At 76.2% G+C, this 15,069-nt stretch carries 2 protein-coding genes; both read left to right on the forward strand.

Annotated elements, in window-relative coordinates; genetic code table 11:
- Nucleotides 1–12: 12 nt before the first annotated feature.
- Nucleotides 13–13,275 (forward strand): type I polyketide synthase, encoded by a 13,263-nt coding sequence (locus tag ACYVO2_RS36615; RefSeq protein ID WP_461012449.1) that lies wholly within the window; start codon nucleotides 13–15, stop codon nucleotides 13,273–13,275.
- Nucleotides 13,276–13,316: 41 nt separating this feature from the next.
- On the forward strand, nucleotides 13,317–15,069 hold a 1,753-nt coding region (locus ACYVO2_RS36620; RefSeq protein WP_461012450.1), incomplete at its 3' end, for a type I polyketide synthase.

Consider the following 15,069-nt stretch of genomic DNA (forward strand, 5'->3'; position numbering starts at 1 on the left):
GAGCACGACGAGGTGCAGACGCTCACCTCCGCCGTCTCCCGCCTGTGGTGCACCGGCACCGACATCGACTGGCCCGCCTTCTTCACCGGCCACACCCCCCGCCACGTCGATCTGCCCACCTACGCCTTCCAGCGCCGCCGCTACTGGCTCGAAGCGCCTTCCGGGGCCTCCGACGTCAGCGGGGCGGGGCTCGCCGCCGCGGATCACCCGTTGCTCGGGGCCGCCGTCGCCCTGGCCGCCGGGGACGGGGTGCTCCTCACGGGCAGGCTGTCCACCGCCACCCACCCGTGGCTGAAGGACCACGCGGTGGCGGGCACCGTCGTGCTGCCGGGCACGGCGTTCGTCGAGATGGTGCTGCGGGCCGGGGACGAGGTCGGGTGCGGCCTGCTCCGGGAGCTGGCGCTCCAGGCCCCGCTGGTCCTGCCCGAGCAGGGCGCCGTGCTGGTGCAGCTCGTCGTGGGCGCGGCCGACGACGCGGGGCGGCGGACCGTCACCGTGTACTCCCGTCCCGAGGACGCCGCCGCCGACACGCCGTGGACGGCGCACGCGGAGGGCGTGCTCGCCGCGGAGGAACCGGACCTGGGCGACGCCGACCTGACGGCCTGGCCGCCGGCCGGGGCGGAGTCGGTGGACGTCTCGGGGTTCTACCCGGACGCGGAGGCGGCCGGCTACGGCTACGGCCCGGCGTTCCAGGGACTGAGGGCCGTCTGGCGGCGCGGCGAGGAGATCTTCGCCGAGGTGGAGCTGCCCGAGCAGCAGCACGGTGAGGCCGCCCGGTTCGGTGTGCACCCTGCTCTGCTGGACGCGGCCCTGCACGCCGTGCTCGCGGCCGACGGCGGTGACGGCGGTCTGCGGCTGCCGTTCATGTGGGAGGGCGTGTCCCTGTCCGCCGTCGGCGCCGCCGCCCTCCGGGTGCGGCTGGTGCGCTCCGGTGCGGACGCGGTGGCGGTGCGGGTGGCCGACGCGGCGGGCGAGCCGGTCGCGGCCGTCGAGTCGCTGCTGCTGCGCCCGGTCACCGGCGGCCGGCTCGCCGCGCTGACGTCGGTGTCGGCGGGCACCGAGCAGGCCGACCTGCTCCGTCTGGACTGGACGCCCCTGCCGGCCGGCGACACGGCCGCGCGCACGGGCGACTGGGCCGTCATCGGCGCCGCCGACCTGGGCGTCGAGGGGGAGCGCCACACCGGCATCGACGCCCTGCTGTCCGCGCTCGACGCCGGAGCGGCCGCGCCCGGGGTGGCGCTGCTGCCGCTGATGACCGACGAGCCCGCCGGTGACACCCTCGCCTCCGACGCCGAGGAGACCACTCGGCGCGCCCTGGAGTCCGTGCGGCGCTGGCTCGCTGACGACCGGCTGGCGGACGCGCGCCTGGTCGTGGTGACGCGGGGCGCGGTGGCCGCCCGTGCCGGGGAGGCGCCGAGGCTGGCCGTGGCGCCGGTGTGGGGTCTGCTGCGCTCGGCGCAGTCGGAGCACCCGGGGCGCTTCCTGCTGGTGGACCTGGACCCGGCCGCCGAGGACGACCTGGCCGCGGTGGTGGCCTCGGCTCTGGCCGTGGGTGAGGGGCAGGTCGCGGTGCGGTGCGGTGCGGTGCTGGTGCCGCGGTTGGTGCGGGCGCTGTCGTCCGGTGGTGTGTTGGTGCCGCCGGTGGGTGAGCGGGCGTGGCGGTTGGACACGGCGGGGACGGGGACGCTGGAGGGCCTGGCGTTGGTGCCCGCGCCGGAGATGGCGGGTGCGCTGGCCCCTGGTGAGGTGCGGGTCGCGGTCCGCGCTGCCGGCGTCAACTTCCGCGACGTCCTGATCGGCCTGGGCATGTACCCGGGCGCCGCCCACATCGGCAGCGAGGTCGCCGGTGTGGTGACCGAGGTCGGTTCCGAGGTGACGGAGTTCGCCCCGGGCGACCGGGTGCTCGGCCTGGCGCCGCGCGGCTTCGGCCCCCTCGCGGTGACCGACGCCCGTGTCCTCGTCCCGATGCCGGAGGGCTGGACGTTCGAGCAGGCCGCGGTCGTGCCGGTGGTGTTCCTCACCGCCTACTACGGCCTGGTGGACCTGGCCGGGGTCGAGGCGGGCGAGTCCGTGCTCGTCCACGCGGGCGCCGGCGGTGTGGGCATGGCGGCGATCCAGTTGGCCCGGCACCTGGGCGCGAAGGTGTTCGCGACGGCCAGCCCTGGCAAGTGGGACGTTCTGCGCTCCCTCGGCCTGGCCGAGTCGGAGATCGCCAACTCGCGGGACCTCGGCTTCCGGGAGAAGTTCCTGGCCGCCACGGACGGGCGCGGGGTGGACGTGGTCCTCAACTCCCTGGCCCGCGAGTACGTGGACGCCTCCCTGGACCTGCTGCCGTCCGGTGGGCGGTTCCTGGAGATGGGCAAGACCGACGTCCGGGAGGCCGAGGAGGTCGCGCGCACCGCTCCGGGTGTGCGGTACCGGGCGTTCGACATGCTCGACGCCGGGCCCGAGCGCATCGGGGAGATGCTCCGCGCCCTGATGGAGCTGTTCGACCGGGGTGCGCTGAGCCCGCTGCCGGTCGCCACCTGGGACATCCGCCGGGCGCGTGAGGCGTTCCGCCACCTGAGCCAGGCGAAGCACGTTGGCAAGGTCGCCCTCGTCCTGCCCCCGGCGCTGAACCGGGACGGGACCGTGCTGGTCACCGGCGGCACGGGAGCGCTCGGTTCGCTGCTGGCCCGGCACCTGGTGGCCGAGCACGGGGTGCGGAATCTGCTGCTGACGAGCCGTTCCGGCCCGGACGCCCCGGGGGCGGCGGAGCTGGTGGCCGAGCTGGCCGAGTCGGGAGCCCGAGCGGAAGTGGTGGCCTGCGACGCCGCCGACCGCGACCGACTCGCCGCCCTCCTGGCCGCCATCCCGCAGGACCGCCCCCTCACCGGTGTCGTCCACACCGCGGGCGTCCTCGCCGACGGCGTCATCGGTTCCCTCACCGACGAGCAGCTCACCCGGGTCTGGCGGCCCAAGGTGGAGGCCGCGCTCAACCTCCACGAGCTGACCCGGGACGCCGACCTGGCCCTGTTCACCCTGTACTCGTCGGTCTCCGGTGTCCTCGGCGGCGCCGGGCAGGCGAACTACGCGGCGGCCAACGTGTTCCTGGACGCCCTCGCCCTGCACCGCCGCGCCCAGGGCCTCCCGGCGACCTCCCTGGCCTGGGGCCTGTGGGAGCAGACCGGCGGCATGACCGGCGAACTCGACCGGGCGGACGTGCGGCGGATGAGCCGCACCGGTCTCGCCCCCATGTCCGCGCGGCAGGGCCTGGCCCTGTTCGACCTGGCCGGTGTCGTGGACGAGGCCGCGCTCGTCCCCGCCCGCCTCGACCCGGCCGCGCTGCGCGACCGGGGGGACGCCGTGCCGGGTGTGCTGCGCGCCCTGGTCACCGGGGCGCCGGGCCGCAGGACCGCGCGCGGCGCCGGGGACACCGGCGCGGGCACGGCGCTCACCGACCGCCTCGCCGGGCTCGGCCGGGCCGAACGGACACGGCACCTGGTGGAGCTGGTGCGCGGGCATGTGGCGGCGGTGCTGGGGCACGCGTCGGCGCAGGCCGTGGACGCGGAGCGGTCGTTCAAGGAGCAGGGCTTCGACTCGCTGACCGCGGTCGAGCTGCGCAACCGGCTGGGCGCGGCGACCGGGCTGCGGCTGCCCGCCGCCCTCGTCTTCGACTACCCGACGCCCGTGGCGCTCGCCGGATTCCTCCTCGCCGAGCTGGCGCCGGAGCGGGAGGAGGCCGCGCCGGACACGCCGGGCGCGGCGGTGGTGCCGGCCGCCGCGGTGGACGAGCCGATCGCCATCGTCGGCATGGCCTGCCGCTTCCCCGGCGGCGTGTCCTCGCCCGAGGACCTGTGGCGACTGGTCGGCGACGGGGTGGACGCCATCGGCGGGTTCCCCACCGACCGCGGCTGGGACCTGGAGCGGATCCACCACCCGGACCCCGACCGGCCGGGCACCACCTACACCCGCGAGGGCGGCTTCCTGTACGACGCCGCCGACTTCGACCCGGACCTGTTCGGCATCTCCCCGCGCGAGGCCCTGGCCATGGACCCGCAGCAGCGGCTGCTGCTGGAGACCGCGTGGGAGGCGTTCGAACGGGCCGGGGTCGCGCCGACCTCGCTGCGCGGCAGCCGCACCGGCGTGTTCGCCGGCGTCGTCTCCCAGGACTACGCCACCCGCCTCGGGCAGGTGCCCGGCGACGTCGAGGGGTACCTCGGCACCGGCAACACCTCGAGTGTGGCGTCCGGCCGGCTCGCCTACACCTTCGGCCTGGAGGGCCCGGCCGTCACCGTGGACACCGCCTGCTCCTCCGCGCTGGTGGCGCTGCACCTGGCGGCGCAGTCGCTGCGGCAGGGCGAGTGCGACCTGGCGCTGGCGGGCGGCGCGGCCGTGATGCCGTCGCCCTACATGTTCGTGGAGTTCAGCCGCCAGCGCGGGCTCGCCGCCGACGGCCGCTGCAAGACGTTCTCCGCGGACGCGGACGGCACCGCCTGGTCCGAGGGCGTCGGCGTGCTCGTGGTGGAGCGGCTGTCCGACGCGCTGCGCCACGGGCACGAGGTCCTCGCCGTGGTGCGCGGCACCGCCGTCAACCAGGACGGCGCGTCCAACGGCCTGACCGCCCCCAACGGGCCCGCGCAGCAGCGCGTCATCCGCCAGGCCCTGGCCGCGGCGCGGCTGAACCCGGCCGACGTCGACGCCATGGAGGCGCACGGCACGGGCACCCGGCTCGGCGACCCCATCGAGGCGCAGGCGCTGCTGGCCACCTACGGGCAGGACCGGCCCGAGGACCGGCCGCTGTGGCTGGGGTCGGTGAAGTCCAACATCGGTCACACCCAGGCCGCCGCCGGCGTCGCCGGGGTGATCAAGATGGTGATGGCGATGCGGGAAGGCGTGCTGCCGCGCACCCTGCACGTGGACGAGCCCACCCCGCACGTGGACTGGTCGGCCGGACACGTGTCCCTGCTGACCGAGGCACGGCCCTGGGACACCGAGGACGGCCGGCCGCGCCGCGCCGGCGTGTCCTCCTTCGGCATCAGCGGCACCAACGCCCACGTCATCCTGGAACAGCCCGTCACCGCCGAGCCGGCGGAGCCCGCCGGGGACGCGCCCGCCGCGCCGTGGCCGCTGTCCGGCAGGACCGAGGCCGCGCTGCGCGCCCAGGCCGCGCGGCTCGACGCCCACGTCGCCGCGCACCCCGCCGTCGCGGACGCCGACGTCGGCCTGTCGCTCGCCGCGACCCGCGCCACCCTCGAGCACCGGGCCGTCGTCATCGCCGACGACCGCGCCGGGCTGCGCCGCGGCCTCGACGCCCTCGCCGCCGGGCGGCGCAGCCCCGAGCTGGTCACCGGGACCGCGGAACACGACGGCCACGTGGCGTTCCTGTTCACCGGGCAGGGCAGCCAGCGGCCCGGCATGGGCCGCGAGCTCCACGCCGCCCACCCGGTGTTCGCCCGCGCCCTGGACGAGGTGTGCGACGCGCTCGACCCGCACCTGGAGCTGCCGCTGCGCCGGGTGATGTTCGCCGAGCCCGGCACCGCCGACGCGGAGCTGCTCGACCGGACCGCCTACACCCAGACCGCGCTGTTCGCCCTGGAGGTCGCCCTGTTCCGGCTGGTGGAGTCCTGGGGTGTGCGCCCCGACTTCGTCGCCGGGCACTCCGTCGGCGAACTGGCCGCCGCCCACGTCGCCGGGGTGCTGTCCCTCCCCGACGCCGCCGCCCTGGTCGCGGCCCGCGGCACGCTGATGCAGGCCCTGCCCGGCGGCGGCGCCATGCTGTCGGTGCAGGCCGCCGAGGACGAGGTCCTCGAGACCCTGGCGGGCCTGGAGGGCAGCGTCGAGGTCGCCGCCGTCAACGGGCCCGCGTCCGTCGTCGTCGCCGGGGACCGCGACGCGGTCGGCGCGGTCGCCGAGCTGTGGCGGGCCCGCGGCCGCAAGACACGGTTCCTGCGGGTCAGCCACGCGTTCCACTCGCCGCACATGGACGGCATGCTGGAGGAGTTCGGCGCCGTCGCCCGCGGCCTCACCCACCGCGAGCCGCTGATCCCCGTGGTGTCCAACGTCACCGGAGAGGCCGCCCCGGCCGGCGGCGACTGGGCCGACCACTGGGTGCGGCACGTGCGCCGCCCGGTCCGCTTCCTCGACGGCGTCCGCCGACTGCGCGCCCAGGGCGTCACCACCTTCCTCGAGCTCGGCCCGGACGGCGTGCTCACCGCGATGGCCGACGACTGCCTCGCCCCGCACACCGGCGACACGCCGCCCGTCCTGGCCTCCGCGCTGCGCAAGGACCAGCCCGAGGTGCCCGCGCTGCTGCGGGCCCTGGCCACCCTGCACGTCCACGGCACCACCGTCGACTGGACGCGGCCCTACACCGGCACCGCCGCCCGCCGGGTGCCGCTGCCCACCTACGCCTTCCAGCGCGACCGGTTCTGGCTGGAGGCGCCCGCCCCCGGGACCGGCCGGGCGGACGGCGACGCCGCCGAGGCCCGGTTCTGGGACGTCGTGGAACGCCAGGACCCGGCCGAGCTGGCGGACACCCTGGACCTCGGCGACGCCGCGGCCCCCGGGCTCGACGCCCTGCTGCCCGCCCTCGCCTCCTGGCGGCGCAGGCAGCGGGACCACTCCACCCTCGACGCCTGGCGCTACCGCGCCACCTGGAAGCCCGTCAGCGGCCTCACCGCGGGCCCGCTCACCGGCACCTGGCTGGCCGTGCTGCCCGCCGCCCCCGCCGAGGACGGCCCGCTCGCCGGCACCCTGGACGCCCTGCGCCGCCGCGGCGCCCGCATCACCGAGATCGTCGCCGACCCGGCGCACAGCGACCACACCCGCATCGCGGACCTGCTGCGCGCCGCCCCCGCGGGCACCGAGGACGCGCCCCTGACCGGTGTGCTGTCCTTCCTCGCCTGCACCGAGGGCACCGGCGCCCCGGGAGCCGCCCCGGCCACCGGCACCGCCCTGCCCGCCACTCTGGCCCTGATGCGGGCGCTGCTCGAGGCGGGCACCGACGCCCCGCTGTGGTGCGTCACCCGCGGCGCGGTCGCCACCACCGCGGCCGAACCCGTCACCAGCCCGGCCCTCGCCGGTGTCTGGGGCCTCGGCCGCGTGTTCGGCCTGGAGCACCCGCGCCTGTTCGGCGGGCTCGTGGACCTGCCCGCCGACCCCGACCCGCGCGCCGCCGACCGGCTCGCCGACGTCCTCGCCAACCGCGAGGGCGAGAACGAGTGCGCCGTCCGCGCCGCCGGGACGTTCCTGCGCCGCCTCACCCGCGCCGCCGCGCCCGCCGCGCCCGCCCGCGCCTGGCGGCCCACCGGCACCGCGCTGGTCACCGGCGGCACCGGCGGCCTCGGCGCCCACGTCGCCCGCTGGCTGGCCCGCGCCGGGGCCCGCGACCTGGTCCTCACCAGCAGGCGCGGCCCCGACGCCCCCGGCGCCGCCGAGCTGGCCGCGGAGCTCACCGGCCTCGGCGCCCGCCTGTCCGTCGTGGCCTGCGACGTCACCGACCGCGACGCCGTCGCCCGCCTGCTGGACGGCCTGCCCGCCGACCGGCCGCTGCGCACCGTCGTCCACGCCGCGGGCACCGCCCACTTCACCGGCATCGCCGACCTCACCGGCGACGAACTCGCCGCCGTCCTCGACGCCAAGGTCACCGGCGCCGCCCACCTGGACGAACTCCTCGGCGACCGGCGGCTCGACGCGTTCGTGCTGTTCTCCTCCATCGCCGGGGTGTGGGGCAGCGGCAACCAGGGCGGCTACGCGGCGGCCAACGCCGTCCTCGACGCCCTCGCCCACGACCGGCGCACCCGCGGCCGCACCGCCACCGCCGTCTCCTGGGGCGCCTGGGCCGAAGGCGGCATGGCCGACGGCGAGATGACCGAGCACCTGCGGCGCCGCGGCATCCGCACCATGCCGCCCGCCCTCGCGATCGCCGCGCTCCAGCAGGCCCTGGACCACGACGAGACCTGCGTCACCGTCGCCGACATCGACTGGGAGCGGTTCGTCCCCGCCTTCACCGCGGCCCGGCCCAGCCCGCTGATCGGCGAACTCCCCGACGCCCTGGCGCACCTGCGCCCCGCTGGCCCGGACCGCGAGCGGACCGCGCCCCGCGACACCGACCTCGCCCGCCGCCTCGCCGCCACCCCGCCGCAGGACCGCGACCAGCTCGTCCTGGACGTCGTCCGCACCGAGGTCGCCGGCGTCCTCGGCCACACCGGCACCGGCCACCTCCAGGCCGCACGGGCCTTCAAGGACCTCGGCTTCGACTCGCTGACCGCCGTCGAACTGCGCAACCGGCTCACCGCCGCCACCGGCCTGGAGCTGCCGTCCACGCTGGTCTTCGACCACCCCACGCCCATCGCGCTCGCCACCCACCTGCGGGACGAGCTGCTGGGCACCGAGGTGCTGCCCGCCCCCGGCGCGCAGGCCGCCGCCCGCACGGACGAGCCCATCGCGATCGTCGGCATGGCCTGCCGCTTCCCCGGCGGCGTGGAGTCCCCCGAGGACCTGTGGCGGCTGGTCACCGAAGGCGGCGACGCCGTCTCCGGGTTCCCCGCCGACCGCGGCTGGGACGTGGAGTCCCTGTACGACCCGGCCGCCGAGCGCCCCGGCACCTCCTACGTCCGCGAAGGCGGCTTCCTCTACGACGTCGCCGACTTCGACGCCGACTTCTTCGGCATCTCCCCGCGCGAGGCGGTGGCCATGGACCCGCAGCAGCGGCTGCTGCTGGAGACCTCCTGGCAGGCGATCGAACACGCCGGCCTCGCCCCGACCGCCCTCGAAGGCAGCCGCACCGGCACCTTCGTCGGCTCCAACGGCCAGGACTACGCCACCCTGCTGGGCCGGGCACCCGAACTCGTCGAGGGCTACCAGGCCACCGGCAGCGCCGCCGCCGTCGTCTCCGGCCGCATCTCCTACGCCCTCGGGCTCGAAGGCCCCGCCGTCACGGTGGACACCGCCTGCTCGTCGTCGCTGGTGGCGCTGCACATGGCGGTGCAGTCGCTGCGGCAGGGCGAGTGCGACCTGGCACTCGCCGCCGGAGTGACGATCATGTCCACGCCCGGCGCCTTCGTGGAGTTCAGCCGCCAGCGCGGCCTGGCCGCCGACGGCCGCTGCAAGGCGTTCTCCGAGGCCGCCGACGGCACCGGATGGGCCGAGGGCGTCGGCGTGCTGGTCATCGAACGCCTCTCCGACGCCCGCCGCAACGGGCACCGGGTGCTGGCCGTGGTGAAGGGCTCGGCGATCAACCAGGACGGCGCGTCCAACGGCCTGACCGCCCCCAACGGCCCCTCCCAGCAGCGCGTCATCCGGCAGGCCCTGGCCAACGCCGGGCTGTCCCCGGCCGACGTGGACGCGGTGGAGGCGCACGGCACCGGCACCAGGCTCGGCGACCCCATCGAGGCCCAGGCCCTGCTGGCCACCTACGGGCGCGAGCACACCACCGACCGGCCGCTGTGGCTCGGCTCGGTCAAGTCCAACCTCGGCCACACCCAGGCCGCCGCCGGCATCGCGGGCATCGTCAAGATGGTCATGGCGATGCGGCACGGCGTCCTGCCGCCGACGCTGCACGTGGACCGGCCCACCAGCCACGTCGACTGGTCGTCCGGCGCCGTCCGCCTGCTCACCGAACCGGTCGGCTGGGACACCGAGGACGGCCGCCCCCGCCGGGCCGGCGTCTCCGCGTTCGGCATGTCCGGCACCAACGCCCACGTCATCCTGGAGCAGCCCCCGGCCTACACCCAACCGGGACAGGTCGTGCTGCCCGGCGGAGGCGGGCTCGCCGGCTCCCCCGTCGTGCCGTGGCCGGTCACGGCCCGCAGCGCCCAGGCCCTCACCGAACAGGCCGGCCGCCTGGCCGGCGCGGTGGACGACAACGACCCGGTGGATGTCGGGTGGAGTCTGGTGTCGTCGCGGTCGGTGCTTGAGCACCGGGCGGTGGTGTGGGGGAGTGCCGCCGGGGAGTTCGCGTCGGGGCTCGGGGCGTTGGCCACGGGTGGGGTTGCGGCCAATGTCGTCGCCGGGGTGTCCGGTGGGGACGGCGGGGTCGTGCTGGTGTTTCCGGGGCAGGGGTCGCAGTGGTTGGGGATGGGGCGGGGTCTGCTTGCGTCGTCTCCGGTGTTCGGGGCTCGGTTGGCGGAGTGTGAGTCTGCTCTGCGGCCGTTTGTGGACTGGTCGTTGGGTGAGGTGCTGGCCGGGGACGATGACGCCTGGTTGGGACGGGTGGACGTCGTTCAGCCGGTGCTGTGGGCCGTGATGGTGTCGCTGGCGGCGGTGTGGGAGTCGCTGGGCGTGAAGCCCGCGGCTGTCGTGGGCCATTCGCAGGGTGAGATCGCGGCCGCTGTGGTGTCCGGGGCGCTGAGCCTGGAGGACGGGGCCCGGGTCGTCGCGCTGCGGTCGGCGGCGATTCGGGAGGAGTTGGCCGGTCGGGGCGGGATGCTGTCGATCGCCACCGGCGCCGATCAGGTGGAGACCTGGCTGAAGGCGTATGAGGGCCGGGTGTCGGTGGCGGTGTTCAACGGCCCTGCCGCGACGGTGGTGGCCGGTGAGCCTGCGGCGTTGGAGGAGATCGCGGCCACCGCTGAGGCGGCCGGGGTGCGGGCGCGGATGGTTCCGGTGGACTACGCCTCGCACTCCCCGCACGTGGAGGACATCAAGGACCGGCTGCTCGACCTGCTGGCCCCCGTCACGCCGCAGCCCGCCCGGGTGCCGCTGATCTCCACCGTCACCGGTGAGGAGCTGGACACCACCGCCATGGGCGCGGAGTACTGGTTCACCAACCTGCGCCGGCCCGTCCGCTTCACCGACGCCGTCGAGCAGGTCATCGACCGGGGTCTGACCCGTTTCGTCGAGGTCAGTGCGCACCCGGTGCTGGTGATGGGCGTGCAGGCCATCGCTGAGTCCGCCGGGGCGGAGGCCGTGGTCGTCGGCTCGCTGCGCCGTGAGGAGGACGAGCCCGCCCGGCTGATCGCCAACGCCGCCGAGCTGTGGGTGCGCGGCACCTCCGTGGACTGGACGGCCGTCTACGCCGGACGCGCCGTCACCCGTGTGGACCTGCCCACCTACGCCTTCCAGCGCAAGCGCTACTGGCTGGAGCCCGGCCAGGACGGCGGCGCCACCGGCACCGCCGAGCCCGGCGGTGCGGTGGACGCCGAGTTCTGGGAGGCCGTCGAGCGCGAGGACCTGGAGGCGCTGGCGCAGACCCTCGCCCTCGACGGGGACCGCGAACCCTGGCAGGCCGTGCTGCCCGGCCTCGCCGACTGGCGCAGGGCCCGCCGCGAGCTGTCCACGGTGGACTCCTGGCGCTACCGGGTGGCGTGGCGTCCCGTCGCCGACACCGCGGCCCCGGCCCTGTCCGGCCGCTGGCTGTACCTGGTGCCCGAAGGCGTCGCCGACCCGTGGATCGACGCCGTCCGGGACACCCTGGCCGAACGCGGCGCCGAGGTCGTGCCCGTCGCCGTCGCCACCCGCGGCGCCGACCGCGCGGCGCTCACCGAACTGCTGCGCGGCGCCGTCGCCGACGGCCCCGTCGCCGGAACGGTGTCCCTGCTGGCCTTCGACGACGCCACCCCGGCCTCCGGCCACCCGATGGTCGCCGCCGGAGTGGCCGCGACCCTGGCGCTGCTCCAGGCCGTGGCGGACACCGGGCTGCCCGGCCGCCTGTGGTGCGTCACCCGCGGCGCCGTCTCCACCGACGCCGGGGACCCGGTGGCCGGCCCCGTCCAGGCGGAGGTGTGGGGCATGGGCCGCGTCGCCGCCCTCGAGCAGCCCCAGCAGTGGGGCGGCGTGCTCGACCTGCCCGCGCAGCTCGACGAACGCGCCGCCCGCCGCGTCGCCGGGGCGCTGGCGCAGCGCGAAGAGGACCAGTTGGCCGTCCGCGCCGCAGGCACGTTCGCCCGGCGCATGGTGCCCGCCCCGCTCCCGCCCGGCGGCGCGGTGCGCGACTGGAAGCCCCGCGGCACCGTGCTCGTCACCGGCGGCACCGGGCTGCTCGGCGGCCACCTCGCCCGCTGGCTCGCCGCGAACGGCGCCGAGCACCTGGTGCTCACCAGCAGGCGCGGGGAGCGGGCGCCCGGCGCCGAGGAGCTGCGCGCCGAACTCACCGAGCTCGGCGCCCGGGTGACCATCGCCGCCTGCGACATCACCGACCGCGCCGCGCTCGCCGGGCTCGTCGCCGACTTGGACGCCCGGGGCGAGGACATCCGCGCCGTCATGCACACCGCCGTGCTGTACGAGCTGGGGTCGCTCGCCGACACCACCCTCCAGCAGTACGCCAACGTCATCGACGCCAAGATCATGGGCGCCAGGGCGCTCGCCGACCTCCTCGGCGACCGGGACCTGGACGCGTTCGTCGTCTACTCCTCCGTCGCCGCCCTGTGGGGCAGCGGCGACCACGGCGCCTACGCGGCGGCCAACGCCCACCTCGACGCCTGGGCCCTGCGCTGCCGCCAGGACGGCCTGCCCGTCACCGCCGTGGCCTGGGGCATCTGGGACGCCGTCAACGAGTGGGACAGCCGCGACGTCGCCGAGCGCACCGTCCTCAACCAGCGCGCCCAGCGCCAGGGCCTGCCGCTCATCGACCCGGCGCTCGCGTTCAAGGCGTTCCAGCAGGTCCTCGACCACGACGAGACCTGCGTCGCGGTCGCCGACGTCGAGTGGGAGCGGTTCGTGCAACTGTTCACCTCCGCCCGGCCCACCCACTTCCTGGACGAGATCCCGCAGGCCCGCCGCCACCTCGCCGCCGCGGAACCCGCCGCCACCGAAGACGGCGGCGAGACCGAGCTGCGCCGCAGGCTGAGCACCCTGGCCCGCAGCGAGCAGGACCGGGAACTGCTGGACCTGGTCCGCGCCCAGGCGGCGGCCGTCCTCGGCCACAGCGGCCCCGAGACCGTCGAACCGACCCGCGCCTTCCGCGACATCGGCTTCGACTCCCTCACCGCAGTGGAGCTGCGCAACCGCCTCGGCGCCGCCACCGGCCTGACCCTGCCCGCCACGCTCGTCTTCGACTTCCCCACCGCCCACGACGTCGTCGGCCACCTGCGCGCCGAGATGCGCCTGGACGGGGAGACGGGCACCGGCGGCGCCCTGTCCGTGCTGGACGAGCTGAACCGGCTCGAAGAGGCCATGGTGACGTTCTCCCCCGACAGCGACACCCGGGCCAAGGCCGCCCAGCGGCTCCAGGCCCTCCTGGCCCGGCTCGACGAGCCCGGCCAGGGCGACGAGCCCCTCCCCGCAGAAGACCTCGAGGCGGCGACGGCCGACGAACTGTTCGACCTGATCGACCGCGAATTCGGCACCTCCTGACCGCCCGCCCCCTCGCACCGGACCACGTGGAGACGTCAACGATGGCGCAGAACGAAGAGAAGCTCCTCGAATACCTGAAGCGCGTCACCGCTGACCTGCGCCAGACCCAGCGACGCCTGCACGCCGCCGAGGAGCGGGACCGCGAACCCGTCGCCATCGTCGGCATGGCCTGCCGCTACCCCGGCGGCATCACCTCACCCGAGGACCTGTGGCGCCTGGTCGACGAGGGCGGCGACGCCATCACCGGCCTGCCCGGCAACCGCGGCTGGGACCTCGACGACCTCTACGACCCCGACCCGGACGCCCACGGCAAGACCTACGTCCGGGAGGGCGGCTTCCTCCACGACGCCGGGGACTTCGACGCCGACCTGTTCGGCATCTCCCCCCGCGAAGCCCTCACCATGGACCCCCAGCAGCGCCTGCTGCTGGAAGTGGTGTGGGAGGTCTTCGAACGCGCCGGCCTGCCGCCCACCGCCCTGCGCTCCACCCCGACCGGCGTCTTCGTCGGCTGCAACCCCCTGGACTACCGCTCCGGCATCCACCGCATCCCCGAGGGCTACGAGGGCCACCTCGTCACCGGCAGCGCAAGCAGCATCGTCTCCGGCCGCATCGCCTACACCTTCGGCCTCGAAGGCCCCGCCGTCACCATCGACACCGCCTGCTCGTCCTCCCTGACCGCCCTCCACCTCGCCGCCCACGCCCTGCGCCGCGAGGAGTGCACCCTCGCCGTCGCCGCCGGTGTCGCCGTCATGTCCACCCCCGACGAGTTCACCGGCTGGGCCCGGCAGCGCGGCCTGGCCGCCGACGGCCGCTGCAAGGCGTTCTCCGCCGCCGCCAACGGCATGGGCATGGCCGAGGGCGTCGGCGTGCTGCTGCTGGAACGCCTCTCCGACGCCCGCCGCAACGGACACCGCGTACTCGGGCTGCTCAAGGGCTCCGCCCTCAACCAGGACGGCGCCTCCAACGGCATGACCGCCCCCAGCGGCCCCGCGCAGCAGCGCGTCATCCGCCAGGCCCTGCTGAACTGCCGCCTGTCCTCCGCCGACGTGGACGCGGTGGAGGCCCACGGCACCGGCACCCCACTCGGCGACCCCATCGAGGCCCGCGCCCTGCTCGCCACCTACGGCCAGGGCCGCCCCGACGACCGGCCGCTGCTGCTCGGCTCCATCAAGTCCAACATCGGCCACGCCCAGGCCGCCGCCGGCATGGCGGGCGTGATCAAGATGGTCATGGCGATGCGCGAGGGCGTGCTGCCCCGCACCCTGCACGCGGACGAGCCGTCACCCCACATCGACTGGTCGGCGGGGAACGTCAAGCTGCTCACCGAACCCGCCCCCTGGCCCGAGACCGGCCGCCCCCGCCGCGCGGCCGTCTCCGGCTTCGGCATCAGCGGCACCAACGTCCACGTGATCGTCGAGCAGGCCCCCGAGGAGGACACCGCCCCGGCCGAGCAGCCGCCCCAGGCCCGGCCCGCCTCCCCGGTGCTGCCGTGGGTGGTGTCGGCGCAGAGCGCGGAGGCCCTGTCCGCGCAGGCCCGGCGTCTTGCCGGTGCCGTCGGCGGCCTGGACCCGGTGGATGTGGGCTGGTCCCTGGCCACCGGCCGGGCCGCGCTGGGGCGGCGCGCCGTGGTGTGGGGCAGTGAGACCGAGCGGCTCACCACCGGCCTCGAGCTCCTCGCCACCGGCGGTGAGACACCCGGCCTGGTCGCGGGGAGCGCGGTTGAGGGTCGTCTGGCGGTGTTGTTCACCGGTCAGGGGGCGCAGCGGGCGCGGATGGGCGCTGGGCTGGCTGCGG

The organism is Streptomyces capparidis, assembly GCF_054782095.1.